Source organism: Spirosoma areae, from assembly GCF_054781775.1.
On sequence record NZ_BAAGTT010000034.1, the window covers coordinates 42,248 to 67,773 of the forward strand.

Here is a 25,526-nt window from a genome sequence, read left to right on the forward strand (position 1 = left end):
TATGCTTGTTCGCTTAACGATAGTACTTGCTCTGCTAATCAGTTTTCCTGCCATCGAAGCTGTTCGCCGACGTGTGTTTCCCAATGAATCATCCGCCGTTATCCGGATAAACCTGCTTGGCTACCGTCCCGGCAGTCCCAAAATTGCCATTTGGGGGAGCCTGACCGAGCAAACCATCACTCACTTCCAGCTCGTTGCTGAACAGACCAACCAGCCCATTCAGCAACTGTCGGCAGGGCGGGCGTTTGGCGGGTACGGACCGTTTCAGCAAACCTACCGGCTCGATTTTTCGGCTATCCAAAAACCGGGCCGTTACTACCTCCAAACCGACGATGGTACGCGTTCACCTGGTTTTCGTATTGCCGAGAATGTGTATGACGGCGCGGCTGACTTTTGTCTGCGCTACATGCGTCAGCAGCGAAGTGGCTACAATCCATTTCTACGCGATTCCTGCCATACCCACGATGGCTACACGATGTACGGCCCCATGCCCGACAGTACCCACATCGACGTATCGGGCGGCTGGCACGATGCGTCCGATTATTTGCAGTATGTAACAACCTCAGCCAACGCAACCTATCACTTATTGGCCGCCCTACGCGATTTCCCGGCGGCTTTCGGTGATAAACATCTGGCGAATGGGCTGGCGGGAGCAAATGACCAGCCCGACGTGCTCGACGAAGCCCGCTGGGGACTCGACTGGCTTCTGAAAATGCACCCTACCGACGACTGGCTCTTCAATCAACTCGCCGACGACCGCGACCATGCCGGGTTTCGGATACCCAACGAAGACGCCCTTTATGGCAAAGGTTTTGAACGCCCGGTTTACTTTGCCACCGGTCGGCCACAGGGTCTATTCAAGTACAAAAATCGGGCAACGGGTGTAGCGTCCACGGCGGGCAAAGTCAGCAGTGCGCTGTCGCTGGGGTATCAATTGATGCGTAATCGGTTGACCAACAATGCCGGACGGGATTACGCCAATAAGTTATGGCAACGGTCGCGCTCGGCTTACCAACTTGGCCTGAGTAAACCCGGCAATTGCCAGACGGCACCAGGCCGGGCACCGTATTTCTACGAAGAAGACAACTTCGCCGATGACATGGAACTGGCTGCCGTTGAGCAACTTAACGGTCTCGGTGCACCGGGCAAACAAGCAGTCGACTTACAGAAGACGGCGTTGGAATTTGCCCGGAGAGAACCCGTTACACCCTGGATTCTGAACGATACAGCCCGGCATTATCAGTGGTATCCCTTCGTAAATCCTGGTCATGCCGAACTTGCCAAACGGCTACCAGCCCATCAGCGAAAAACCGTCCTGAATTTTTATAAGCAGGGTATCGACATCATCTGGCAACGGGCGCGGCAAAATGCCTTTTACCGGGGCGTACCGTTTATCTGGTGCAGCAACAACCTCACCACTTCCTTTGCCACCCAGTGTTTGTGGTATCGGCAACTCTCCGGCGACCGTCAGTTTGCCGCTCTCGAGCAAGCCAGTTTCGACTGGCTGTTTGGCTGTAATTTGTGGGGAACAAGTTTTGTGTATGGTCTGCCTGCCAACGCCGATACGCCCGCCGACCCGCACTCGGCGTTTACGCGCCTGAAAAACTACCCGATTGATGGCGGCCTGGTCGATGGGCCGGTGCGGGGCAGCATCTACAACAAGTTGATTGGTATCACACTGTACCAACCCGACGAATACGCGCCTTTTCAGAGTGAAGCAGCCGTGTATCACGACGATTATGGCGACTATAGCACCAACGAACCCACGATGGATGGCACGGCCTCGCTGATTTATTTGCTGGCTGCTAAACAGGCTGAACGGCAAAAACCTGTCCGAACCGGCACTACGTTAAAAAAAACAAATCAACCCGTTCAAAAGCTGAATCAGAAACTACGCACCGACCCGAAGGCAACCTATTTTAAGGGGGCTAAAATTCGGGGTGATACAACCGTTCGCCGACTGGCGCTGGTGTTTACCGGCGATGAATTTGCCGATGGCGGCCCATCCATTGCCCGGACGTTGCAGAAGCATACCATCCGGGCTTCTTTTTTTCTGACCGGGCGGTTTTTACGAAACCCCGACTTTGCACTCTTAATAAAGCAATTGAGCCGGGACGGGCATTTCCTCGGTCCTCATTCCGACCAGCACCTGTTGTACTGCGACTGGACCAACCGCGATAGCCTGCTTATCACGCATAACCAATTTGAGGCTGATTTACAGGCCAACTATGCAGCTCTGGCACCCTTTAGCAAACCCACAAACCGGCTCTTTTTGCCGCCTTACGAATGGTATAACGATACCATTGCCGCCTGGACAAAGGCCGAAGGCATTCAACTTATCAATTACACCCCCGGCACACTGAGTCATGCCGATTACACCACGCCCGATGCCCGCAATTACCGTAGCAGCGCAGCCATTCTGCAATCCATTCGCGGGTATGAACAGAAAAATCGTAGTGGTTTAAACGGGTTTATTCTCCTGATGCACATCGGCGCGGCCCCCGCCCGGACGGATAAACTCTACGCGCATCTGGATGAACTGCTAACCGAACTTCAGCAAAAATCGTATCAGTTTGTGCGGGTCGATGAGTTGTGAGAACGGCTCAACTCGTTGGCTTGTCGGGCACGGGGGCCGATGCGTGGAACTCCTGATAAATCCGGTGCATGTACTGCTCTAACAGCGTCAGGATACGCGTCCGGTCGTCGGATTGAACAATAACGCCAACGTGGTACTCCTTCTTCATTCGCCACCAGATTTCCGGCTCAGTAAAAACCGCTAAATCAGGCCATTGATGCCGCGCTAAAGACACAATTAGTCCGGCATGTCCTGCCTTGTCGGCGGGCGGAACGTAATGCTCTTTTCGGGCCATGGCCACTTCGAGTTTAGCCCATTCGCGCCAGAGATTCACACCCGACGCGGCTTCGACCATCTCGGCAATGTGTGCTCCGCCCACCCGCGAGGCTGTTTCCAGAAAATACAACTCCCCGTCGTGGTCGCCCCGGATGTATTCAGAATGGGAAGCACTGTAGCGCATCCCAAAGGCTTCCAGAACCTGGTCGTTAATCTGGCCCAAAGCCGCCGTTTCGGGCGTATCGAGCGGCAGTGTGCCGGTGCGGAAGACCCCACCCCCATGCGCCACTTCCATCGGCGTAGCCAGGTACTGACTTACCCGCGTAAAGACTGCTTTGCCCTCTACCGACAGCGAATCGACATGATAGACCTTGCCCGGTTTAAACTCTTCGATGAGGTAATGATGCCGGTTTTCGCCCAGCAAATGAATAGCCGACCAGGCTTCGTCTAACGAATGTACCTTGCGAATGCCCGTCGCGGAGGCTTCCGAGCGGGGTTTGATTAGCCAGGGCGCTTCTGTTGTTTGCAGAAAGGCCGTTACGGTTTCGTCATGAAAAAGCGGACTGAAGTTCGGTACGCGAATACCAGCGGCAAAAGCCCGCGTCCGCATGGCTAATTTATCCCGGAAATAGCGGGCTGTTGTCTGTCCCATTCCGTCGATGCGGAATGTCTCGCGAATGAGCGCGCCTTTCTCCACGTCGAAGTCATCCAATGCCACCACCCGGTCAATCCGGCGGGAGCGCATGGCGTGCGACAGGCCCAGAATCATCTGTTCCAGGTCGTCGGGGGCATTGCTGGGCGAGGGCAGGAAGAAGAACTCGTCGATGGCATCGCGCGGCCAGTCGTCATGGGCAAGTTTCTGGTCGGTGAGCAGATAAACGGTGTTACCCAACTCCTTGCAGGCCCGCATAAAATCCTGCCCTTTCAAAAAAGTGGCAATGCATAGAAAAGACAACTGACTCATGGTATACGCTGGTGTTTTGCCAAAAAAGATACGGCCAACTAATTAAACAACGAAATTTTCTTACTGATTTCCGCCAGCTAACCGCCGTAAGTAAGCGATTAACAGGCGAATACCAAAGCCGGTCGCGTTTTTCTGCGAACCAAATTCTGTATCGGCAAAGGCGGTTCCGGCAATGTCCAGATGCGCCCAGGTGGGGTGTTTTCCCGTGAACACTTCTAAAAATTTGGCCGCGCTGATGGCCCCGGCAATGGGTTTGCCGCTAAAGTTTTTCAAATCAGCCACATCCGATTTTATATCCTCGCGGTAGTCGTCCCAGAGCGGTAATCGCCACAGACGTTCGCCGGTCTGGTTCGCGGCCTGAGTAAGTTGGGCGGCCAATTCATCATTCTGCGTGAATAGCCCGGCGGCATGGTAGCCTAAGGTCGAAATCACACTGCCCGTCAGCGTAGCTAAGTCAATCAACACATCGGGCTGGTAGTTGCGAACTATGTAGCCCAGCCCGTCGGCCAGAATAACGCGTCCTTCAGCGTCAGTATCAATGATTTCGATGGTTTTTCCGATGTAGGACGTAATCACGTCGCCGGGTTTGGTGGAGCGGCCATCTACGGCATTTTCAGTTGCGGGCACAATGCCAATGACATGAATGAGTAGTTTCAGTTTTGCCGCCACCTCAACTGTTCCAAGCACAGCCGCAGCCCCGCCCATGTCACTTTTCATGAGGTGCATATTGGCCGACGTTTTAATGGAAATGCCACCCGTATCGAACGTTACACCTTTTCCCACCAATCCCACTTTCTTAGGGTTTTCGATGCCAACGGGTTTATATTCAGCCACAATCAGCACCGGGGGCACATCGCTCCCCTGGCTCACGCTGAGCAACGCGCCCAACCCCTGTTGTTCGAGTTCGGCTTTGTTAAGTACGGTTACCTGATACTTGTACTGACTTCCCGACGCAACGGCCCAATCGGCTAAGGTTTGTGGGTTTTTGTAGTTGGCCGGGGCATTCATCAGGTCCAGCATTTGCCGATGGGTTTGGGCAATTGCTTCGGCGCGGGTCAGTGCGTCCTGTGCGGCTGATTGCTGGTCAGTGTCCACGTAAAGCGTCAACTGGCCCGCATCCGAAAAGAAAACCGGGGTTTCGGGTTTATCCGTCTGGTAGAGTTTAAGGTCATACCCGCCCCAGCGAACACCCAGCACAACGGCTTCGACAACGTCAGAGCCGAACGTGGTTAAATCAATACCGAGGTGACCTGGAAGTTTAGCTTTCTGCTCAAAAAAGAATTTCCGGAAGGCCTTCAGCCAGTCTATTTGTTGCGGGTCGGCACCAATACCAAGTAAATAAGTTTTTGTTCCGTCCGGGCTATAGAGCACCAGTGTCTCGTTGGCATCGGCCTTAAAATCGCGCTGAAGCACGGATGCTGGCATACCCAATTTGCCAGCCATTCCAGTAAGCTGGTCGGCCAGTGCGTCGGTTTGCACAATTGAACTAATGACGTCGCCCATAGCGGCAGACTGGGTAAGCAGGGTGATGTGCACGAGGGTCAATTTAGGTTGATGTTAATAAAATAACCATTCCACTGCTTTTGGAAATTCGCGGCTCCAGTGGGCTTCCTGATGCGTTCCGGTCGGGTCGACAGAGAGGTGCATATCAATGGAATTACCGCCATACTGCTGGCGGGCTAACGCTTCGTTGAAGCGCTGAATATTCGGCACCATATAGCTTGATTCTTTTTCGCCACCGTAGGCATAGACTTTCATCGGCACCGGTGCCTGAAACCGAATGGCGTCGAAGTAAATTTTAGGTGAAATCCAGAGTGAAGGCGAAAAAACCATCATCCGACCGAACACATCGGGGTGCATTAAGCCAGCGTAAATGCTAATCAGCCCACCCAGCGAACTCCCGCCAATACCCGTATGGGCCGCATCGGGCAAGGTGCGAAACGTCTGGTCGACAATGGGTTTTAACGTATCCCGAATAAACTCTAAATAGTACTGTCCCCGTCCCTTTCCGGCGCGGGTGCGATGAAGTGTAAATTCCTGAATGCGCTCGTCGTAGGCATGATCAATTGAGATCAGAATGACTTCGTGGTGATGCCGGGCGGCCAACAGGGCCATCTTCTGGTCAACTTCCCAACTTCCATACCCAACGCCCCCGCCAAACAAATTCTGGCCGTCGTGCAGATACAGCACCGGGTAGCGTTTATCGGTATGGTCATAATCGTGGGGTAACAGGGCATGAACCCTACGCTCCTGGCTAATACCGGGGACCTGAAACGAATCACCCAGGAGCTCTATTTTGGGCAGCAACTCCGGGTTGAAGGGCATGCCAAACCACCGCCAGTGGGGCACATAATCCTGTTTGGCAATAGCAGTGGATGCCAGTGTCCGGTTAGCAACCGACTCACCCGATGCGTCCAGTTCAACATGGTCCCAACCGCCACGGTTGTATTTGTATTCCAGTTTTTCGGGCAGCAATATGTCGTTGGGAAACTCATACACAAACTGACCCGGCCCGACGGGCTGCATCCGAAAGGTATCTAAATCTGAGAGCCAGTCGCAAAAATTGCCCGATATAAATACCGGGCGGTCGTCGCTGATGGTTGTCGTTAATTCTAAACGTATTGATGAAGACATACGTACAGAATCTGATACCGGGGCCAGTTGGTTCAGAAACTCTCCAAAAAAATGAGGAAGCCGGTGTACTACCCTACGCCAGCGCCCACTGTTCGGTTAATTGGTTGACCAGCGAAACTAACTGCTCGTATCTGGCGGGTTTTGTCAGGCATTGATTAGCCCCCAACGCTAAGCTACGCTGCCGGTCGGTGATTTCAGTTGAGGTCGTCAGCATCACAACGGGCAGATGAGCAAAATCCGTTGAGTTGCGAAGTTGGGCAAGTGTATCGAACCCATTCTGACGCGCCATGTTTATGTCCAGCAAAATAAGGCGGGGCAGTTCATCGGCCTTAGCCAGATTAGGCAGCAGCATCTCCCCATCACTCAGGGTCCTGACGCCTATGGATCGCTGCGTGTCTTCAAAAGCAGCACAGATGAAAAGCCGGTCGTCTTCGTCGTCGTCAACGACCCAAACGGCAGGTGAAGTTGGCACTGTAGCGTTCGTTGAGAAGTGGAAAGCCATGGCGAGCACGGGTTAATCAGGATACGCAGTTTATTGACCAGAGATTTTTCTGGTTGGCAGAAGTTTGCCAACACAACGTTAAATGAGCAGAAGCGGTGATGCAGAGAGAGCAGAAGCGGAATTAAATATACTATACCAACCGCAAATATGCTATTGTTCCATAACTTATTTAATGGTTATTTAATGCAGGTTTGCAACACTATTCAGGTTACTTTATAATTAATCTCGAAATTCAACTGTCTGATAATTAATGATTTATGGCTTATTTTAAAAAATTCTAAATAGTATATTAGAATTAGTCTAATTAGCGTATAACTTTGCAGCAGATTTTACACAAGCTGTTAATACCATGCTACAACCTGCTTTACTCACGCGCTTTCTACTTCTTTTAGTTTCTATCGTTATTCTGGTGTCCTGCACAACAGGCGAAGAAAACCCCACAACCGTTCGGCCGCAACTTCGCAAATCCCTTGATTACGCGAAACTGACCGATACCACCAACTACGCCAATTTCTTTGTCGATGAAACCGGTGCCAAAACCGTTGACCTAACCACGGGCGCGGCTCGGTTGCTGATATTCCGGGCCATCAATACCTATTCCGGCACGGCCGTTAGCACAGGTGCTACGCTGGATGCGGCTGTGCTGAAAAATATGTTTGCCAACACGGGTAGTCCGTTTTCGGGTACGGCCAATGCCGGGCTGAACACGTCGGGCGTACAGTTGCGGAGCGTGACGGCTTCATCTTTGTCGGCGGCTGATGCCGAGAAAGAACGCCAAACCATTGAGGCTGGTTTTACGGCTATTGCTACGGCCAGCAAATCGGTGTCGGCGGTGGCTGCGGAAGGTAAAGCCGGTAAGCTGGGCACGTATCTGGTCGATGAGAAAGGCATCGAATATGGTCAGATTATTCAGAAGGGCCTGATTGGTGCGTTCCAGCTCGATTATATCAGCAATGTTCTCCTGAGCGATAAAGGGCTGATGGCCGACAATCTGACGCTGGTTTCGGGCAAAAAATACACCCAGCTTGAGCAGAACTGGGACGAGATGTATGGCATCCTGACGGCTAACCCAATTTACGGCCAAAAAGCAACGGCCACGTCGTCGGGTGAGAGTTTCATTGGGTCCTACATCTGGGAATACAACAAAGAGGATTTCCCCAAAATTTATCCGGCTCTGCTGAAAGGCCGGGCGGCCATTGTTAACAACGACATGACCGTGCTGAAACAACAGGTAGCTATTCTGCGCCCGGCGATGGAAAAAGCCATTGCGCTGGCGGCTCTTGGCTACCTAAGCAAATGGAAAACCGGCACCACCGATGCGGCCCGCGCCCACGCCATTGGCGAAGGTTTAGGCTTTATTTATTCGCTCCGGTATGCAAAACTGAGCAATGTCGATGCTGCTTTTTCGGAGGCTGTTCTGGCGGGGTTGCTCTCGTCGCCCACCGGGTTCTGGGGCCTGACAAATGCGAAGATTGACGCGGCTTCTACAGCCATAAAAACGAAGTTCAATTTGCTTTGAAAATAGAACGCAGATAACGCAGATAGTTATGATTTACGCAGCTACAAATCTCTTTAAATCATAACCATCTGCGTCATCTGCGTTCCATCCTATTATACGTATGAAAAGGTGGAAACAAATCGGGTTTGCCTGCGCGTTTGTGGGCGCACTTTGGGCGTGTGGGGGTAGTGGAACGGATAATCCGGCACCGGGCAACACCACAACCCCAACAGACCAGGCCAGCAGCGACCGAAAAGCGATGCTGGCCAACATAGCAGACAACCTTATTCTGCCCAGCTATGCAAATTTCAAAACGAAGCTTGACCTGATGCTGGCCAAATCCGACGCGTTTGCGGCCAAACCGGACAAAGCTTCGCTGACCGATTTCCGGCAAGCCTGGGTCGATGCGTATATCGAATGGCAAAAGGTCGAACTGTTCGATGTTGGTCCGGCGGAGCAATACACCCTTCGCAACTTTTTCAATATTTACCCGGCCAATACCACCGGAATCGAAGACTACATTGCCGCCGGTTCGGGTACGTTTGAGGTGCCTGCTTCCTACCCCAAACAGGGCTTTCCGGCTTTAGATTACCTGATTAATGGCCTCGGCACTACTGACGACGCCATTCTGTTGCGGTACACCACAGCCGCTGATGCGGCTAAACGCATAGCCTACCTCAAGCGGCTGACGATCCAGATGAACACGATGTTTACAACGGTCTATTCGGCCTGGAACACCGGCTATCGCGACACGTTCATCAATTGCACGGCCCTGAACGCGGGCTGTTCGACCTCGAAATTAGTCAACGGCTATGTGCTCAACTATGAGCGCTACATCCGATCGGGCAAATTCGGGATTCCGTCGGGGGCGATGACCAACGGCACTGTTTCGGCCGAGACCGTCGAGGGTTTTTACAAAAAAGACATTTCGCTAATACTGGCCAAAACAGCGCACCAGGCTTCGGTCGATTTCTTCAACGGAAAAAGCGTGAAAACGGGTGAACAGGGGCCGGGCTTTAAAACGTATCTGAACGCTTTGGGCACCAAAGACAGCAGCACGGGCACGTTGTTAACCGACATTATCAACAACCAATTTAATGCCATCACGCAGCAACTCAACACGCTGAAACCCAATTTGTATGAGGAAGTTAAGACCAATAACACGGCTATGGTGGCAACCTACACCCAAATGCAGAAAGTTATCCGAATGCTCAAAGTAGACATGACCACCGCCATGAGCATTACCATCACCTACACGGATAACGATGGGGATTAAACGAGTTCAACGTTCAACGTTTCAGGTGCCAGAGGCAATCCGAAACATTGAACGTTTAACGTTGAACATAGACTCTAAAACTAGCAACAAATGTGTCAGCTTATTTTCGCAGAACCACTTCAGCGGCACCGTTAGCCGTTTTCAGACTCCTGTTTGGTGCAATGCTCTTCGGGAGCATTATTCGTTTCTGGGCTAAGGGCTGGATTTCGGAGTTATACATTCAGCCGCGCTACTTTTTCCCCTTCTATGGCTTCGAGTTTGTGAAGCCGCTGGGTCAGTACACCTACCTGCTGTTTGCCATTTGTGGCCTGTCGGCACTGTTGGTGGCGATTGGGTTATTGTATCGAGTAGCGATTATCGCTCTATTTTTGAGCTTTACCTACATTGAACTAATTGACAAAAGCACCTACCTGAACCATTACTATTTTACGAGTATGGTTTGCTGGCTGCTGATTTTCCTGCCCGCTCATACCTATTTTTCGGTTGATGCGTATCGTCGGCCCCGGTTGCTCGCCGGCCAGATTCCGGCCTGGTGCATCGACTCTTTGAAGCTATTTGTGGCCCTGCTGTATGTGTTTGCGGGTCTGGCCAAACTCAACAGCGACTGGCTGCTGAATGCCCTGCCCCTCCGCATCTGGTTACCCGCGCACAACGACCTGCCCTTAGTTGGCTTTCTGTTCAATTACCGCTGGATAGCGTTTATTTTCAGTTGGTTTGGGTGTGTATATGATTTGACTATTCCGTTTCTGCTTTGGCACCGCGCGTCACGGCCCTGGGCCTACGCGGCAGTGGTGGTTTTTCACGGGCTGACAGCCCTGCTGTTTCCCATTGGCATGTTCCCATACATCATGATTATAACGGCCCTGATTTTCTTTTCGGCCAATTTTCATCTTACCATCATCCGGCAACTGAGCCGATGGTTAGCCATTCCGGCAACGTTTCTTCTGGCTCACCGCACATATACGTATCGCCCCGTTATAACCAGAACTGTGCTGAGTATTTTTGCCCTTTTCTTTACGGTTCAGTTGCTATTCCCTTTTCGGTACCTGCTCTATCCGGGGGAGTTGTTCTGGACCGAACAGGGTTACCGGTTTTCATGGCGGGTGATGCTGATGGAAAAAGCGGGGTACGCTCAGTTTACGATTAAAGACGATTCGGGCAGGCAAACGGTCGTCAACAACTCAAATTTCCTGACACCTTTGCAGGAAAAAATGATGTCGACCCAGCCCGATATGCTGCTTCAGTACGCGCATATTCTACGGAATTACTACGCGCAGCACGGCTTTCAGAACCCCGAAGTTTATGCTGATTCATACGTAGCTCTGAACGGTCGTTTAGGCAAACCCCTGATTGACCCGGCTACTAATCTGGCCATCGAACAGGAATCATTCAAACACAAAGCGTGGATTACCCCTTTCAATGATAAAATTTACGGGTTTTAGGTGTGCCGTCAGGTTCTCAAACCTGACGAGGGCGGTTTCTCAAAACCGAACCTATTTTTTGCACTCGGTTTTAAGAAACCTCACTATGCCGGGTTTAAGAACCCGACAGCACAAACTAACACTTTTTACTTTTCTTATTTTCTGCCTTTTCGCAACCTCCGCGTTTGGCCAACACCAGCTTTCGGGAACGGTGCGGGCGCGAAACGACAGCGTAGCGGTGCGGGGCTGCACGGTCTATCTGAACAATGGAAAACGCAGCACCGAGGCCGATAGCGCAGGCCGGTTTTCGTTTGCTGATCTTCCTGATGGTCAATACGTTCTGCACACGAGTTGCCCCGATTTCAAGGCGACCAAACAGATAACCACTATTGCCGGGCGCGACCAGCACGTACTGATTCAGGTTGTTAGCCGGCTCGAAACGCTGGCCGAAGTGACCGTTACCGACAAGCAATCGGATTTTGGTTTCACCCGGATGCGCGGGGTTGAGGGCTTAGGGATTTACGAGGGCAAAAAGTCGGAGGTGATCATTCCTGAACAGTTGGTCGCCAATCTGGCCACCAACAACGCCCGCCAGATTTATGCCCGCGTGGCGGGTTTGAACATCTGGGAAAACGAAGGGGCAGGGCTGCAATTGAGCATTGGCGGCCGCGGTCTCGACCCCAACCGGACGTCTAATTTCAACGTGCGGCAGAACGGCTACGACATCAGTGCCGACGCACTGGGCTACCCCGAAAGTTATTACACCCCGCCCATTGAGGCCGTTGGCCGGATTCAGATTGTGCGGGGGGCGGCTTCGCTGCAATACGGGACGCAGTTTGGCGGCTTGCTCAACTTCGTGATGAAGAAGCCTGTAGCCGACCGAAAATTAGAGTTGGTGGCCCGGCAAACCATCGGGTCATTCGGGTTCTACAATGCCTTTACCAGCGCCAGTGGAACGGTCGGCAAATTGAGTTATTACACCTTCTTTCAGTACAAAAAAGGCGACGGCTGGCGGCCCAATTCGCATTTCACCAACTACACCGCTTTCGCGGATGTTGACTACCATGTTTCGGAGAGAACGACGCTGGGTTTCGACATCACGCAGATGCATTATGTAGCCCAGCAACCGGGTGGCCTGACCGATGGCCTGTTTGCCGAAAACGCCCGCCAAAGCAATCGGGAGCGCAACTGGTTTACCGTAAACTGGACCATGCCCGCGCTGCATTTCGACCATAAACTTAACGGCAATAACGAGTTCAATGTCAGGCTTTTCGGCCTGTCGGCGCACCGGTATTCGTTAGGTTTTCGGCCCAACCGCGTGGCCAGCGTGGATGATAACAGTGAACGCGATTTAATAAAAGGGGAGTTCAGCAACTGGGGAGCCGAAGCCCGGTATCTGAAACGCTACGAGCTGGCTAAACAACAGGCCGTTTTGCTGGTCGGAAGCCGGTATTATCACGGCTTCAATCATAGCGTGCAGGGGCTGGGCAGCGCGGGTAAAGACGCCGATTTCTCGTACATCAGCGACGCAAACGCTATTTCCTCTGATTACCGGTTTCCCAACCGAAATGTATCGCTGTTTGCCGAAAACATTCTCTATATTGGCGATAAACTGTCCATCACACCCGGCCTTCGTTACGAGTACATTCACACCACCGCCGACGGTTTCTACGGCACCACCATCCGCGATTTAGCGGGTAATATTATCAGTTCGAGCCGCACCAGCGAGTTCCGCACCAACGGGCGGCAGTTTGTGCTGGGTGGGCTGGGAGTCAGCTATAAACCAACACCTTCGCTGGATATATACGGCAATATTTCGCAGAATTACCGGTCGATTACCTTCAGTGATATGCGGATTGCCAACCCCTCGCAGGTGATCGACCCGAACCTGCAGGACGAAAAGGGCTACTCCCTTGATTTGGGAATTCGCAGCACGCAAACCACATTATATAACTTTGATGTCAGCGCATTTTACCTCAACTATAACAACCGCATCGGCGAAGTGCAGTTCTACGACCAGAACGACCGCGTGCTGCGCCGTCGGGGGAATATTGGCCGGGCCATCATTATGGGCCTGGAATCCTATGCCGAAGGTGATTTTTTACGCTTAGCCAATCCACAGAACCCAAATCTGAGCGGGGTTGTGTTCGCCAATGTGGCCCTGATTCATTCGACCTATAACGCCAGCGAGGTGGCCGGGGTTACGGGCAATCAGGTAGAGTTTGTGCCGAAGCTAAACCTGAAAAGCGGCCTTCGGCTGGGTTACAAAAACCTGAAAGCTTCGTTTCAGTACACCCACCTCTCCGACCAGTTTACCGACGCTACCAATGCCCGCGAAGGGGGCGTATCGGCAGTTATCGGCCTGATTCCGGCTTATACCATCCTGGATGCCAGCTTATCGTATCAGTTCAGTAAGTTTCGTGTGGAGGGCAGTGTGAACAACCTCGCCGACCGGGTATATTTCACCCGCCGGGCAACGGGCTACCCTGGGCCGGGTATTTTACCATCCGATGGCCGAAGTGTGTATATGACGGTGCAGGTGAAATTGTGATCACTGCTTGCCCGCTGCTCCTGCTTAGCGAACGCTAACCGACTCCTCAACGGAGACCTCCTGCTCGAAGGCAATAAAGTTGACGACTTGCTTTTGGCGGTTAACGATTGGCCGAATGATAATTTGGCACCAATAGGGCGTTTGGTCTTTTCGATAATTGAGCATCCGTTCGCTCACAGATCGTCGCTGCTCAATGGCCTGCCTGATACGCTGACGGGTTTGCAGGTCGGTTCCCTCACCCTGCAAAAAATTCGGTCGGCGGCCCACTGCGTCCTGAGGAGTGTAGCCAGTCATTTGCTCAAAGCCGGGATTTACGTACTGAATAATCTGATCGGTATCGGTGATAACAACCACCCAGGCATCACTCAGCAAATCATGACGAATTGGGGCAGTTAATTTCCAGTCCTGCGCTTTTGCCAACGGTAGCCAGCCTACCCTCCCGGTTAACAGGTCTGGCTTTTGTCTGAACTCCCAGCCTGCCAGTAAAGGAGTAAGCAGAAATGGCTGGTGTAGGGCAGCAAGTTGTTTGTCGTAGGGTCCGCAGAAGTCCATTGTGGCGAAGGTAAAGAAATCCTGTCAATAGTTGGCAGGGAAGATTGATAAGACTACATAGGTTCCATAACGAATTTGCGGGCAGTTTGGGCAGCGGGAACGCTGTTTTTTTTAGGATTTTTCGATTATTGTTGACCGCAGGCGCGTTTCAGACCATCGCCAATGCGTTTTTGACTACCGGTTGCATTCCCCTCCGTTCTACCTTTGCGGGCATGAAAGCGGTGGTTTATCTTTTTTCGCTGTGGTTGCTGATGTTATCGGGCCTCCCCTGCCCAGACACCGATTGCTGCCGTGCTGAAAAAAACCATCCAATTAACCCATCGGCTTCCGCCGACGATGAACACGGCCACAAAGCTCCCTGTAGCCCGTTTTGCTCCTGTGCGACCTGCGCCGGTTTTGCCGTTCCGCAACCCTTCCGTTACGCGCTCCCGGCTGAACCAGTAGGCGTTATTTCCGCCCCAAAAGCATTTGCCTACCAATCCTCTGGTTACGGCGATATAGCCCGTTCGGTCTGGCAACCCCCAAAAGTTTGACGCGTTTTTTGTGGATTTCTTCCCAGCCGCTCATCACTACGGCTGCTATCTCCCATTGTATTTCCTGTACAACATGAAAAACGGTATTTTATACTTTTTACTATCCATAACAGTGCTCACAAATCTGGCCTCCGGTCAGGATACGCTGCGGGTTTCGGTACGTCATGCGCTTACCAACCAACCCATTCCTGGTGCCACAATTCTGCTGATTGGTACGACAACGGGTGCAGTAACTGATTCTGTCGGCTATGCTCGGCTTCGTTTCCCACCCATCGGTCCACAGCGGCTTCAGGTATCGGCAGTCGGTTTTCAGACCCTTACGCAGGCCCTAAACCAGTCCCTAACCGATACCCTTCGGATTCGGCTCGAACCGTCGGAAGAAGAACTCGACGAAGTAACCGTATCGACTACCCGAATGGGCCGAAGCGTAGCCGACGAACCGATACGCGTTGAGGTGATCGACGGGGAAGAATTAGACGAAAAAGCGAATATGCAACCTGCCAACATCTCCATGATTCTGCGCGAAAGTCCAGGCATTCAGGTGCAGCAAACGTCGGTTACGTCGGCCAATGCTACCTTCAGGATTCAGGGATTAGATGGCCGATACACGCAATTGCTGCAGGATGGCCTGCCGCTGTATAGTGGCTTTTCGAGCGGGTTGAGCCTCATGCAGGTGCCACCGCTGAATCTGAAGCAGGTAGAAGTTATAAAAGGGTGTCAGTCAACGCTCTACGGCAGCGGTGCCATTGCCGGGCTGGTCAATCTGGTGACGAAAGACCCGACCCGTGAGCGCAATCTGTCGTTTCTGATAAATGGCACGTCAGCCCTCGGTCTCGACCTGAACGGCTATTTCGCCCAGCGCAACGATAAAGTGGGATTGACATTTTATGCCACCCGCAATTTTCAACGCGCCTACGACCCTAACCGCGACCAGTTTTCGGACCTGCCCCAAACCAGCCGCACCACCCTGCAACCCAAACTGTTCTGGTATCCGAACCAAACTATGACCCTTTCGGCGGGCCTTATCTGGACCGACGAGCAGCGCACCGGCGGCTACCTGCCCACCATCCGAAACGAAGCCGCAGCGGGCTATACCGAAGCGAATGATTCCCGGCGGTTAGCCACGCAGTTCCGGCTGGAGAAACGCTTCGCCAATGATGCGCTTCTGACGATAAAAAACAGTTATAGCCTCTTCAATCGGGCTATTATTCTTCCCGGCTACCAATTCAAAGGACGGCAGCAATCGTCATTTACGGAGGTGAGTTATTTCAAACATCAGACAAAGACAGACTGGATTACTGGTCTGACTATCTGGACGGATAAGTTTGATGACATTAGTCCTCGCACGGCAGCTCTACTTGCCAATGTGTATCGGCAGAGTACAGTTGGCGTTTTTGTGCAGAACACCCTGACGCTTTCCGAAAAATTTATTCTGGAAACGGGTTTGCGGGGCGATGTGGTCGATACGCGCGTGCCTGTCAGTGCCGATGAAAGCAAACCAAAACTGTTTCTACTGCCCCGCTTTTCGCTGCTCTATCGCACATCAGGGCACTGGTCGAGCCGGTTGGGCGGTGGTTTGGGCTACAAAGCACCCACAATTTTTACGGAAGAGGCTGAGCGACAAAACTTTCAGTTTATCGACCTTCGTTCCATTCGGAACAGCCAGACTGAATCGTCGATTGGCGCGAACTGGGACATTAACTACCGCACCGAATTAGGCGATGAAACGACACTGTCCATCAATCAGTTATTTTTCTATACGCAACTGAACCGACTGACGGTGCTAACGACCACGGGCGTCTCTGCGTTTGCTACGGCCAACGGGCACCTTGATTCACGGGGTTTTGAAACAAACGTCCGGCTGGTTTTCCACGACGTTCATTCCTTTCTGGGTTACTCGTTCATTGACACGAAACAGCAGTACGACGGACTGACGGGCCAAATTCCGCTCACGGCAAAGCACCGGCTCTATTTCACGACGCTGTATGAAACCAAACGACTCAAAACGGGTTTTGAAGCGTTTTATACCGGAACGCAACAACGTACCAACAGGACCATAACCCGCTCTTATGTGACGCTGGGCTATATGCTGGAACGAAAATGGTCGTTTGGCAGTGTTTTCATTAATTTCGAGAACTTTCTGGATGTTCGACAGTCGCGGTATGAGCCATTGGTGAGTGGCACGAGTACACAGCCTGTTTTTGTTACCGATATTTATGCCCCTACCGATGGTCGAATTATTAACGGGGGTATTAAGCTGAAACTTTAGTCAGGTAGCCTAAACGTCCAGGCTACTCAACACATGGCACACGAACACACGCATAACCACCACCACGGCCCAACCGTGCTGACTTCCGTTAACCGGGCACTACTTATCGGGGCAGTGCTAAACGCGGTCTATGTGGCCGTAGAATTCGGCATGGGGTTCTATTACAACTCGTTAGCCCTCATTGCCGACGCCGGTCACAACCTCAGCGACGTAGCAGGTTTGTTGCTGTCGCTGCTGGCGTTTCGGCTGGCGCGAGTCCGGCAAACGTCGCGTTATACCTATGGCTATCGGAAAAGCACCGTGCTGGCATCGCTCACCAACGCGGTTATTCTGCTGGTGACGATTGGGGCCATTTTGTGGGAAAGCATTCAGCGATTCCGACACCCCGAACCCGTTGCCGGTTTGCCGGTGGCCTGGGTGGCTGGGCTGGGCATTGTGGTCAATACGGTATCGGCCCTGCTGTTTTTTCGGGATAAAGACCACGATATCAACATCAAAGGCGCGTACCTGCACCTGATGGCCGACGCGCTCGTCTCGCTGGGCGTGGTCGTGGCTGGTATCGTTATCAGCTACACGGGCTGGGTCTGGCTCGACCCGGTGATTGGGGTAGTCGTGGCGGCTGTAATTCTGGGGTCGACCTGGCGGTTGCTGAATGATAGTTTGCGGCTCTCTCTCGATGGCGTTCCGGCGGGCATCGACCTTGCCGTTGTGCTCGCCGACCTGCGGGCGGTGGCGGGCGTGCGCGATGTGCATCACGTACACGTATGGGCCATGAGCACGACCGAAAATGCCCTCACGGCTCATCTCGTGCTGCAACCGGGCCTCACCGACGTACAGATTACCACACTCAAACACGATGCCCGGCACCGGCTCGAACACCAGAACATCAGCCACGCGACGCTCGAAACCGAGACAGCAACCAAAGAAGAGCGCGAAGCCAACGATTGTTGAGAATCAGGATACGCTAAATTTAGTGGAGCCATGAATCTATTTTGGCTCAACGGTCGAACATACTGCATCCTCATTGGATCACTTTCTAAACTTAATCGAACGCTGATTTTTATGATTGGTAAGATTTATCACGATTTAATACAGTAAACGGGGAATAATACAAAAAATCAGTGAAAATCTTAACCGCAACGGCGGACCGTCACCATAAAAATCAGCGTTCGATTGTAAACTCAATCAATCATGGTTACTGTAGGACTATTGGTACGGCTGGAAGCCAAACCCGGCAAAGAGCAAGCCGTGGCTGATTTTTTAAAGAGCGGGTTACCGCTCGCCCAAAATGAACCAGCTACTGTTACCTGGTATGGCGTTCAGTTGGGACCATCGACATTTGGCATTTTCGACACCTTCCCCGACGATGCCGGTCGGCAGGCGCACCTCAGTGGTCCGATAGCCGCAGCCCTGATGGCGAATGCTGCCGAGTTGCTCGCATCCGACCCCGTTATCGAAATGGTCGATATTTTAGCCGCCAAAGGTGCCTGATTTATTGTTGACAAAAACACGGTTAGACCTCAATTTTCTGTAAATAGTTCGGCCCCGCAGCGTAGGTCTCCATGCACTGCGGGGCCGAACTATTCACAGAAAATCAGCTATTCGCAATCACCCTCAGGTGTACAAACCGGCCCCTCCACAACGGTTAATTCGGACTGACGATTGGCCTCCTTCCATTCGGAAAACGATTTTTCAATAGCGCCAGAAAATACGGTGCTGTCCTGCGCGCCCGATACGGCGTATTTTCGGTTGAACACAAAAAACGGAACGCCCTGTACACCCACTTGCCGGGCCTCACTGATGTCGGTCTGCACGGCGTCAGCGTACTTATCGCTTTGCAAAACCGCTTTTACTTCCTCGGCATCGAGGCCAATTTCGACGCCCAACTGAACCAGCGTGTCGTGGTCGGCGGTGTTTTTGCCTTCCGTAAAATAGGCTGCAAATAACCGCTCTTCGGCCTGGTCCTGAACGTCATATTCTTTCGCGAGGTGCGAAAGTCGGTGTGCATCGAACGAATTGGCGGTCACGGCCTTGTCGAAGTGATAGGTAAGCCCCACCTGACGGGCCAGGGCCGTTACATGGTCGGTCATTTGCCGCGCCTGTTCGAGGGTCCACCCTTTTCGTTCGGCTAAATACTGGTGAACCGTTTTATCCGTAACCGTTTCCTGGTCAGGAGCAAGCTGAAAGCTTTTCCAAACGATGTCAACCTGCTCTTTGTCAGGAAATTGGGCCAGGGCTGTTTCAAATTTCCGTTTGCCAATGTAGCAGAACGGGCACATCACATCCGACCAGATTTCTACCTGCATTTTTGTTGCTGCAATTGCATTCATATTCTTATTTAAGCTAACTGGCTGTGTTGTAACGTGTTCAATTTATGGAAGTAGCGATAAGACACCACCAGAAAAACTAAGAACATCAGGGGCGCAACAACCATTCCCGCAGCATCACCACTGCTGATATGAGCTATCACGGCAGAAATAAACGTAATGCCAATTGCGGCATAAGCCCACTCTTTCACCCAAAAAGATATGCCCGGCACCAGTAATACGACAGCCGCGATGAGTTTAGCGATGCCAAGTTCAATCCGAAAGTAATCCGGGAATCCCAGGTGCTTAAAACCAGCCTGCATCGCTGGATTTGTCAAATACGAATAACCCGAAAAGCCCAATCCGAGGGCGACAATGACCGTGATGCTCCAATAAACCACTTTATCCTTTTTCATCTGCTTATTTTTTAATAGCCAATTCGTTTGTTTGGCACTGCAAACCTATCTATATTTGCTATACTAAATAAAGTACTATACCAAACGATAGCACTATACTTCGGGATAGTGATGTTAGCAATAGATGGAAACTCAAGTTGAAACCCCGCCCCCGGCAATCAATGGCTGCCCCGGTAACCTGCCTGAGGGTACTCAGAGCGAATGCACCCGAATGATACTGCCCGTTCGGGATGCGCTGGACATGCTGAATGGCAAGTGGAAACTGCCGATTATTGTTGCCCTGTCGTTCGGCAACAAACGGTTCAGCCAGATTGCCAGAGAGATACCCAACATTACCGACAAGATGCTGTCGAAAGAACTGCGGGATTTGGAAATGAACGAGTTGGTAAAACGGACGGTCTACGACTCTTTTCCGGTTGTGATCGAGTACTCGCTAACCCCCTACGCCGAATCGCTCGGGCGAGTAATCGACGAATTGCGCGACTGGGGGTTGCAGCACCGAAAACGAATACTTGGAACAGCGTAGGGTGTTCTCTGGCCAGTTCAAAAAAAACATTCAAAATTTTCGATATATTTCTTGCAATCCTGAAAAACAACACACTACCTTTGTTTTGGAACAATCATTCTAAAACAAAATTATGAGCCGTTTAACAGGAAAAGTGGCCGTCATCACCGGCGGTAACAGTGGCATTGGGTACGCCACCGCGCAACAGTTTCTGGCCGAAGGAGCCGCCAAAGTCATTATCACCGGCCGCAATGCCGACGCCGTTGCCCAGGCTGCCCGCGAATTAGGCGAAAATGTGACCGGAATTGTGTCAGATACGGGTAATATGGCCGATATTGCCCAATTGGCCGACAACGTGAAAGCTGTTACTGACTCGGTCGATGTGCTGTTTGTCAATGCGGGCGTAGCTGGTTTTGCCCCAATCGATTATGTAGACGAAGCCGCGTTCGACCAAACATTCGACATCAACGTGAAAGGGGCTTATTTCACCATCAAGCACCTCCTACCGCTCATCAACGAAGGAGGTTCTATTGTGCTCAACGGCTCAATAAATGCCTATATTGGTATGGCCAACGCCAGTATTTATTCGGCCAGTAAAGCCGCCCTGCACAGTTTTGCCAAAGTGTTATCGGCGGAGTTGATTGGCCGAAAAATCCGGGTCAATGTGGTCAGCCCCGGCCCAATCAGCACCCCACTTTTTGGCAAAGTAGGTCTACCCGCCGATCAGGTTGAAGCCGCAATCGCCGGAATTCAGTCGCAGATTCCGCTTGGCCGGTTTGGCACCTCCAGCGAACTGGCCAAAGTTGTCACGTTCCTGGCGTCAGACGATAGTTCGTTCATGCTCGGTGCGGAAGTCGTTGCGGATGGTGGCATGAGCACCTTATAATTTTTTTTTCGTAATTTTGGAACAAGCATTCCATAAGATAGCCTGAGCCATTGGCCTGGGCTATCTTTATACAAAAAAACCTATGGCGCGTCCCAAAGCCTTTGACGAAAAAGTTGTCCTGAATCAGGCTGTCGATTTGTTTTGCCGTCGTGGTTACGAGGCCACGTCGGTGCAGGATTTAGTGGATGAACTCGGCATTAACCGCGCCAGTTTGTACGACACCTACGGCGACAAATACGCCCTTTACCGCCAGGCCCTTGAGCAATACCGGCAGTGTTCTCAACAGACGATTTACCAACTACTCGACCAGTCGCGCCCGGTTATTGATTTACTACACGACTTTCTTGAGGGTACCGTCAACGACATCATCAGCGATTCTGCTCAAAAAGGCTGTTTTATGGTCAATGCCGCTATCGAACTAGCCCCGCACGACACCGAAATCGCCAGACTCGTTGCTCAAAATCAGCAAACGATGGTGGATAAATTCGCTGAACTCATCGAGCGTGGTCAGCGTGAAGGTGACATCACCACCCGGCACCCGGCTGGCGATTTATCTCAATTCATTTTCAATACAGTATCGGGATTGCGCGTGCTTGGCAAAATGCAGTCTCCCGCAGCGACGTTGCAGGCCATTGTGGGCGTAGTCATCAGCAGTTTACATCCCTGACAATCAACGATTTTGTTCACGTTTCAAACCCATAATCCCGCTCGACTTTACAGATGCGGGTTTTATAGTTTTCGTACCAGCGGTCGCGGCCCGCTTGCTGGGCAATCTGGTGTTCGGCCTGTTGCTTCCACGCCCGAATCGACGCTAAACTATCCCAATACGAAACGGTAATGCCCAACCCGTCACGGGCCGATTCGACCCCCAGAAATCCCGGCTGTTCGTGGGCCAGTTCAAGCATGCGCGTGGCCGTATCACCGTAGCCCTCGGCATCGTCGGTGCGGATAGAGGTGAAAATAACGGCGTAGTACGGCGGGGGTGGGGTGTTGGCAATCATCAGGCTAAGATACGAATTTTAAGTAGGACCCCGGCCCTACTTCCCTTTCTGTGACAGACTTCAGCGCAACGGTCTTATCTTTACAGTCATCGGGATTACTGGCGTCAAAATACGGTATCAGCAACACGTTTTTACCTAATTTATCATGAAACGTAGAGAAGCAATTCTTCAGGTAGCCCTCACAATGGGCAGTGCGCTTTCGGCACCAACGATGGCTTCCATTCTTGAGGGCTATCAACCGCACCGCTCTGGCAAGCGCATGCCGTCAACATTTGTGTTGGGGGCTGAGCAGGCAGCCTTGCTCGACGAGATTACGGAGGTTATTATGCCCACTACGTCGACGCCAGGAGCCAAAGCAGCTAAGGTAGCGTCGACGATCCAGTTGATTCTAAAAGATTGCTACAAACCGGCCCAGCAGGCTCACTTCCAGAAAGGCTTAGATGCCGTTGAAGCCGAAAGCAAAAAGGCGTATAGCAAAGCCTTCATTGACTTGTCGATTGACCAGAAAACGGCTATACTGAAAGAATTTGAACAAAGGGCCAAAACCGAAGCGAAACAACACCCCAAACGCCAGGAGAAACCAGAAGCCACCAATACCGAAACCACGCTGGGGGCGTTTGCTCCGGCGGGTTCTGACCAGACTCAGGCTAAGGAAGTCGATGCCGAAACAGGCGTTGTTACGAAAGATGCGGAGAAAAATGCCCCGCTTTCGCCCTTTTTCACTTTAGTGAAGGAGTTAACGATTCTGGGCTATTTCAGTTCCGAGATTGGCTGCACTCAGGCACTGGCCTACGTCCCCATTCCGGGCCGCTACGAAGGCGTTGTCAAACTCAAAGACGGACAAAAAGCGTGGGCAACATAAATCAGTCAATCAGTTAGCGAGTCGGTCAGTCGGTCAGTGGCTGACGCCGAAATCAATACATGTGCGTCAGCCACTGACCGACTGACCGACTCGCTAACTGATTGACTATACACTATGAACCTCAACCTTGACGCAAAAAAAGCCGGAACCTACGACGCCATCGTGGTCGGTTCCGGTATATCGGGTGGCTGGGCCGCCAAAGAGTTAACCCAGAAAGGCCTGAAGGTGCTGATGCTGGAACGAGGCCCTGACCTGAAACACGTAACGGACTACCCCACGGCCATGAAAGACCCCTGGGAGTTTCCGCACCGGGGCAAAGTTGAACTCTGGGCCGCTGAAGAGTATTGGGCCAATGCGCGGTCGGGCGGTAAACCCGGCGAAGATCAGCGGCACATGTTTACCAAAGATGTCGATGTGCCGTATATCGAAAAACGCCCGTATGACTGGATTCGGGCGTATCACCTCGGCGGCAGGTCGCTGGTATGGGGGCGGCAGAGTTACCGACTCAATGAACGGGACTTCACGGCCAACCTCGAAGATGGGCACGGAACCGACTGGCCCATCCGGTACAAAGACCTGGCACCCTGGTATTCCTACGTTGAGCGGTTTGCGGGTATTTCCGGCAACCGCGATGGGCTGGCGGTCCTGCCCGATGGTGAATTTGTGCCGCCCATGCAGATGAACAGCGTTGAACGGCTGGCCAAAGCAGGCATTGAAAAGAATTTTAAAGGGCGTCATTTGGTCATCGGTCGACCAGCGATTATCTCGGTGGCCCAGAAAATTCATACCGATGTGGGTCGGGCTTCGTGCCAGTTCCGGAATTTATGTGTGCGGGGTTGTCCGTTCGGGGCCTATTTCAGTACACAGTCGGCTACGTTGCCAGCCGCCGTGAAAACGGGCAATCTGACGGTGATTACGGATAAGATTGCGTATCAGGTTATTTTCGATGAGCAGAAAAATAAAGCGACCGGCGTTCGGGTTATCGACCAGAATACGAAGCAGACCCAGGAGTATTACGCCAAAATCATTTTCCTGAACGCATCGACGATGAACACGGCCTGGATCATGATGCAGTCCACCTCAACGCGTTTCCCGAACGGGTTAGGCAATGATTCGGATCAGTTGGGCCGCAACCTCATGGACCATCATCTGGGAGCCGGTGCTTCGGGTGAGTTCGAGGGCTTGCAGGATATGTATTACTATGGTCGGCGGGGCAATGGCATTTATATTCCCCGTTTCGCCAACTGGGGCGACGATAAGCGTCAGGATTTCATCCGGGGATTCGGGTATCAGGGCCGGGGTGCCCGTCAGGATTGGGTGGCCGGAGCGGCCAAAGATGGGTTTGGACCAGCGTTTAAGGACAACTTAACGAAGCCGGGCCGCTGGGAATTCAACATTGGCGGCTTTGGCGAGACCCTGCCCGACCCAAACAACCGAATGCGCCTGTCCAACAGGAAAGACAACTGGGGATTGCCCATCATCGAATTCGATGCAGCCTGGGGGGAGAACACGGTGGGTATGCGGAAAGCCATGATGAACGATGCCGCTGAAATGCTCGAAGCAGCCGGTCTGAAAAACGTGAAAACCCGCAACGACAACACCAAGAATCCGGGCATTGGCATTCATGAAATGGGCGCAGCACGCATGGGCCGCGACCCGAAAACATCGGTACTTAATTCCTGGAATCAGGTGTGGGGTGCCAAGAACGTGTTCGTTACCGATGGGGCAGCTATGGTTTCTTCCTCGTGCGTGAACCCGTCCCTAACGTACATGGCCCTGACCGCCCGTGCGGCTGCCCATGCGGTTGGCGAACTGAAGCGAATGAATTTATAGTCCCTTGTTAAAAAAATCCACGTATGGAGACAGTAGCCCAACAGCAACCCCGTAAACGACGCAGCCCATCAGCCCGAAAGCAGCCAGTTGCTCTGGAATCGCTGGTGTATGAGGTCATGGACGGCCGACCCCTGTATTATCGGGGGTATGAAGATGTTTTGGCGGGTAAAAAATCACCGGAAGAAATTATGGGTTCCGGTTCATTGCAGTGGGTGCTTGTCTCCTATTTTATGCGTGTTATGATTCGTCAGTTAGACGAAAAAAAGTACTGGTTCGCATCCAATGAAGCGGGCGTTCACATCGACCACCGAAATAACCTGTCGCACGATGTGGCTATTTACGATAAGCAAGTATTGACTCCAGACAAAATCAACACGAAATATGCCGATGTACCGGCGATTATGGCCGTCGAAATTGACGTGAAAGCGGACATTTCCAACCGGAGCGCCGGACCGTTTGCCGATTTCAATTATGTCAATCGCAAAACGAAGAAGCTGCTTGATTTTGGTTCGGATAAAATTATCTGGGTTTTCACCAGTACGCAGCAAGTGATGATTGCCGAGCGTAACGCCGACGCCTGGCTAACCATGGATCGCTCCGGCGACCCGGTGGCACCGCGACTTAGAATTATTGGATGGTCAGACCTTTAATATTGGAGAGTACTTG

The 25,526-nt window shown here is 52.1% G+C and carries 23 protein-coding genes; 15 read left to right on the plus strand and 8 right to left on the minus strand.

Translation table 11 applies throughout. The features are described from left to right. The first annotated feature begins 1 nt into the window (after nucleotide 1). On the plus strand, nucleotides 2-2,596 hold the full coding sequence (locus tag ACYVI1_RS19290) for a glycoside hydrolase family 9 protein (protein ID WP_460912381.1): 2,595 nt from the start codon (nucleotides 2-4) through the stop codon (nucleotides 2,594-2,596). 7 nt (nucleotides 2,597-2,603) lie between these two features. Here ACYVI1_RS19290 and ACYVI1_RS19295 read toward each other — a convergent pair whose 3' ends face one another. The 4 genes from ACYVI1_RS19295 to ACYVI1_RS19310 all read right to left on the minus strand — a co-directional run bounded on the left by ACYVI1_RS19295 (nucleotide 2,604) and on the right by ACYVI1_RS19310 (nucleotide 6,951). Continuing rightward, nucleotides 2,604-3,815 carry an ATP-grasp domain-containing protein gene (locus ACYVI1_RS19295; RefSeq protein WP_460912382.1) on the minus strand — a complete coding sequence of 404 codons (1,212 nt, stop codon included), beginning with the start codon at nucleotides 3,813-3,815 and terminating at the stop codon, nucleotides 2,604-2,606. A gap of 60 nt (nucleotides 3,816-3,875) precedes the next feature. Continuing rightward, nucleotides 3,876-5,351, minus strand: coding sequence for a leucyl aminopeptidase family protein (locus ACYVI1_RS19300; RefSeq protein ID WP_460912682.1), 1,476 nt, complete (start codon nucleotides 5,349-5,351; stop codon nucleotides 3,876-3,878). A 21-nt stretch (nucleotides 5,352-5,372) separates the two neighbouring features. Beyond that, the gene (locus ACYVI1_RS19305) at nucleotides 5,373-6,449 is read right to left on the minus strand and encodes an alpha/beta hydrolase (protein WP_460912383.1); all 1,077 of its coding nucleotides are present in this window, start codon (nucleotides 6,447-6,449) and stop codon (nucleotides 5,373-5,375) included. A 73-nt stretch (nucleotides 6,450-6,522) separates the two neighbouring features. Continuing rightward, entirely contained in the window at nucleotides 6,523-6,951 is a 429-nt protein-coding gene (locus ACYVI1_RS19310; protein WP_460912384.1) for a response regulator, read from the minus strand. Between the two features lie 349 nt (nucleotides 6,952-7,300). On the opposite strand from ACYVI1_RS19310, the gene ACYVI1_RS19315 reads away from it, so the two are divergent. The 4 genes from ACYVI1_RS19315 (at nucleotide 7,301) to ACYVI1_RS19330 (ending at nucleotide 13,697) form a co-directional block, all read left to right on the plus strand. Next, nucleotides 7,301-8,470, plus strand: a complete 1,170-nt coding sequence (locus ACYVI1_RS19315; protein ID WP_460912385.1) for a DUF4856 domain-containing protein — start codon at nucleotides 7,301-7,303, stop codon at nucleotides 8,468-8,470. A gap of 100 nt (nucleotides 8,471-8,570) precedes the next feature. Beyond that, on the plus strand, nucleotides 8,571-9,725 hold the full coding sequence (locus ACYVI1_RS19320; RefSeq protein WP_460912386.1) for an imelysin family protein: 1,155 nt from the start codon (nucleotides 8,571-8,573) through the stop codon (nucleotides 9,723-9,725). A 92-nt stretch (nucleotides 9,726-9,817) separates the two neighbouring features. Continuing rightward, complete coding sequence (locus tag ACYVI1_RS19325) at nucleotides 9,818-11,167, plus strand: HTTM domain-containing protein (protein ID WP_460912387.1); 1,350 nt, start codon at nucleotides 9,818-9,820, stop codon at nucleotides 11,165-11,167. An 85-nt stretch (nucleotides 11,168-11,252) separates the two neighbouring features. Continuing rightward, nucleotides 11,253-13,697, plus strand: coding sequence for a TonB-dependent receptor domain-containing protein (locus ACYVI1_RS19330; protein ID WP_460912388.1), 2,445 nt, complete (start codon nucleotides 11,253-11,255; stop codon nucleotides 13,695-13,697). A gap of 24 nt (nucleotides 13,698-13,721) precedes the next feature. Here the strand turns inward: ACYVI1_RS19330 and ACYVI1_RS19335 are convergent, their stop codons facing one another. Next, on the minus strand, nucleotides 13,722-14,249 hold the full coding sequence (locus tag ACYVI1_RS19335; protein WP_460912389.1) for a PAS domain-containing protein: 528 nt from the start codon (nucleotides 14,247-14,249) through the stop codon (nucleotides 13,722-13,724). A 251-nt stretch (nucleotides 14,250-14,500) separates the two neighbouring features. Here ACYVI1_RS19335 and ACYVI1_RS19340 point away from each other — a divergent pair, with 251 nt between their 5' ends. The 4 genes from ACYVI1_RS19340 (at nucleotide 14,501) to ACYVI1_RS19355 (ending at nucleotide 18,542) form a co-directional block, all read left to right on the plus strand. Further along, complete coding sequence (locus ACYVI1_RS19340) at nucleotides 14,501-14,782, plus strand: hypothetical protein (protein ID WP_460912683.1); 282 nt, start codon at nucleotides 14,501-14,503, stop codon at nucleotides 14,780-14,782. Nucleotides 14,783-14,855: 73 nt separating this feature from the next. Further along, entirely contained in the window at nucleotides 14,856-17,051 is a 2,196-nt protein-coding gene (locus tag ACYVI1_RS19345) for a TonB-dependent receptor (protein WP_460912390.1), read from the plus strand. 33 nt (nucleotides 17,052-17,084) lie between these two features. Then, entirely contained in the window at nucleotides 17,085-18,002 is a 918-nt protein-coding gene (locus tag ACYVI1_RS19350) for a cation diffusion facilitator family transporter (RefSeq protein WP_460912391.1), read from the plus strand. Between the two features lie 240 nt (nucleotides 18,003-18,242). Next, complete coding sequence (locus tag ACYVI1_RS19355) at nucleotides 18,243-18,542, plus strand: putative quinol monooxygenase (protein WP_460912392.1); 300 nt, start codon at nucleotides 18,243-18,245, stop codon at nucleotides 18,540-18,542. A gap of 107 nt (nucleotides 18,543-18,649) precedes the next feature. Here ACYVI1_RS19355 and ACYVI1_RS19360 read toward each other — a convergent pair whose 3' ends face one another. Together ACYVI1_RS19360 and ACYVI1_RS19365 are read right to left on the minus strand one after the other, a co-directional pair. Then, the gene (locus ACYVI1_RS19360; protein WP_460912393.1) at nucleotides 18,650-19,381 is read right to left on the minus strand and encodes a DsbA family oxidoreductase; all 732 of its coding nucleotides are present in this window, start codon (nucleotides 19,379-19,381) and stop codon (nucleotides 18,650-18,652) included. Between the two features lie 8 nt (nucleotides 19,382-19,389). Beyond that, entirely contained in the window at nucleotides 19,390-19,773 is a 384-nt protein-coding gene (locus ACYVI1_RS19365) for a DoxX family protein (RefSeq protein WP_460912394.1), read from the minus strand. 211 nt (nucleotides 19,774-19,984) lie between these two features. Between ACYVI1_RS19365 and ACYVI1_RS19370 the strand changes: the two genes are divergently transcribed. The 3 genes from ACYVI1_RS19370 to ACYVI1_RS19380 all read left to right on the plus strand — a co-directional run bounded on the left by ACYVI1_RS19370 (nucleotide 19,985) and on the right by ACYVI1_RS19380 (nucleotide 21,831). Then, nucleotides 19,985-20,299, plus strand: a complete 315-nt coding sequence (locus ACYVI1_RS19370) for a winged helix-turn-helix transcriptional regulator (protein ID WP_460912684.1) — start codon at nucleotides 19,985-19,987, stop codon at nucleotides 20,297-20,299. A 112-nt stretch (nucleotides 20,300-20,411) separates the two neighbouring features. Beyond that, nucleotides 20,412-21,164 carry an SDR family oxidoreductase gene (locus ACYVI1_RS19375; protein ID WP_460912395.1) on the plus strand — a complete coding sequence of 251 codons (753 nt, stop codon included), beginning with the start codon at nucleotides 20,412-20,414 and terminating at the stop codon, nucleotides 21,162-21,164. An 82-nt stretch (nucleotides 21,165-21,246) separates the two neighbouring features. Then, entirely contained in the window at nucleotides 21,247-21,831 is a 585-nt protein-coding gene (locus tag ACYVI1_RS19380; RefSeq protein WP_460912396.1) for a TetR/AcrR family transcriptional regulator, read from the plus strand. 16 nt (nucleotides 21,832-21,847) lie between these two features. Here ACYVI1_RS19380 and ACYVI1_RS19385 read toward each other — a convergent pair whose 3' ends face one another. After that, nucleotides 21,848-22,165: an antibiotic biosynthesis monooxygenase family protein gene (locus ACYVI1_RS19385; protein ID WP_460912397.1), complete on the minus strand. Its 318-nt coding sequence runs from the start codon at nucleotides 22,163-22,165 to the stop codon at nucleotides 21,848-21,850. 145 nt (nucleotides 22,166-22,310) lie between these two features. Here ACYVI1_RS19385 and ACYVI1_RS19390 point away from each other — a divergent pair, with 145 nt between their 5' ends. The 3 genes from ACYVI1_RS19390 (at nucleotide 22,311) to ACYVI1_RS19400 (ending at nucleotide 25,510) form a co-directional block, all read left to right on the plus strand. Further along, entirely contained in the window at nucleotides 22,311-23,027 is a 717-nt protein-coding gene (locus tag ACYVI1_RS19390) for a gluconate 2-dehydrogenase subunit 3 family protein (RefSeq protein WP_460912398.1), read from the plus strand. A 114-nt stretch (nucleotides 23,028-23,141) separates the two neighbouring features. Continuing rightward, a complete protein-coding gene (locus ACYVI1_RS19395; RefSeq protein WP_460912399.1) occupies nucleotides 23,142-24,860 on the plus strand; it encodes a GMC oxidoreductase in 1,719 nt (572 codons plus the stop codon). A 23-nt stretch (nucleotides 24,861-24,883) separates the two neighbouring features. Then, complete coding sequence (locus ACYVI1_RS19400) at nucleotides 24,884-25,510, plus strand: Uma2 family endonuclease (RefSeq protein WP_460912400.1); 627 nt, start codon at nucleotides 24,884-24,886, stop codon at nucleotides 25,508-25,510. The last annotated feature ends 16 nt before the right edge of the window (nucleotides 25,511-25,526 follow it).

Bases quoted from the DNA above. Each gene is read 5' to 3' on its own strand.
- ACYVI1_RS19290 (WP_460912381.1), top strand. From the start codon at position 2: ATGCTTGTTCGCTTAACGATAGTACTTGCTCTGCTAATCAGTTTTCCT.
- ACYVI1_RS19295 (WP_460912382.1), bottom strand. From the start codon at position 3,815: ATGAGTCAGTTGTCTTTTCTATGCATTGCCACTTTTTTGAAAGGGCAG.
- ACYVI1_RS19305 (WP_460912383.1), bottom strand. From the start codon at position 6,449: ATGTCTTCATCAATACGTTTAGAATTAACGACAACCATCAGCGACGAC.
- ACYVI1_RS19310 (WP_460912384.1), bottom strand. From the start codon at position 6,951: ATGGCTTTCCACTTCTCAACGAACGCTACAGTGCCAACTTCACCTGCC.
- ACYVI1_RS19315 (WP_460912385.1), top strand. From the start codon at position 7,301: ATGCTACAACCTGCTTTACTCACGCGCTTTCTACTTCTTTTAGTTTCT.
- ACYVI1_RS19320 (WP_460912386.1), top strand. From the start codon at position 8,571: ATGAAAAGGTGGAAACAAATCGGGTTTGCCTGCGCGTTTGTGGGCGCA.
- ACYVI1_RS19330 (WP_460912388.1), top strand. From the start codon at position 11,253: ATGCCGGGTTTAAGAACCCGACAGCACAAACTAACACTTTTTACTTTT.
- ACYVI1_RS19335 (WP_460912389.1), bottom strand. From the start codon at position 14,249: ATGGACTTCTGCGGACCCTACGACAAACAACTTGCTGCCCTACACCAG.
- ACYVI1_RS19340 (WP_460912683.1), top strand. From the start codon at position 14,501: ATGTTATCGGGCCTCCCCTGCCCAGACACCGATTGCTGCCGTGCTGAA.
- ACYVI1_RS19345 (WP_460912390.1), top strand. From the start codon at position 14,856: ATGAAAAACGGTATTTTATACTTTTTACTATCCATAACAGTGCTCACA.
- ACYVI1_RS19350 (WP_460912391.1), top strand. From the start codon at position 17,085: ATGGCACACGAACACACGCATAACCACCACCACGGCCCAACCGTGCTG.
- ACYVI1_RS19355 (WP_460912392.1), top strand. From the start codon at position 18,243: ATGGTTACTGTAGGACTATTGGTACGGCTGGAAGCCAAACCCGGCAAA.
- ACYVI1_RS19360 (WP_460912393.1), bottom strand. From the start codon at position 19,381: ATGAATGCAATTGCAGCAACAAAAATGCAGGTAGAAATCTGGTCGGAT.
- ACYVI1_RS19365 (WP_460912394.1), bottom strand. From the start codon at position 19,773: ATGAAAAAGGATAAAGTGGTTTATTGGAGCATCACGGTCATTGTCGCC.
- ACYVI1_RS19370 (WP_460912684.1), top strand. From the start codon at position 19,985: ATGATACTGCCCGTTCGGGATGCGCTGGACATGCTGAATGGCAAGTGG.
- ACYVI1_RS19375 (WP_460912395.1), top strand. From the start codon at position 20,412: ATGAGCCGTTTAACAGGAAAAGTGGCCGTCATCACCGGCGGTAACAGT.
- ACYVI1_RS19380 (WP_460912396.1), top strand. From the start codon at position 21,247: ATGGCGCGTCCCAAAGCCTTTGACGAAAAAGTTGTCCTGAATCAGGCT.
- ACYVI1_RS19385 (WP_460912397.1), bottom strand. From the start codon at position 22,165: ATGATTGCCAACACCCCACCCCCGCCGTACTACGCCGTTATTTTCACC.
- ACYVI1_RS19390 (WP_460912398.1), top strand. From the start codon at position 22,311: ATGAAACGTAGAGAAGCAATTCTTCAGGTAGCCCTCACAATGGGCAGT.
- ACYVI1_RS19395 (WP_460912399.1), top strand. From the start codon at position 23,142: ATGAACCTCAACCTTGACGCAAAAAAAGCCGGAACCTACGACGCCATC.
- ACYVI1_RS19400 (WP_460912400.1), top strand. From the start codon at position 24,884: ATGGAGACAGTAGCCCAACAGCAACCCCGTAAACGACGCAGCCCATCA.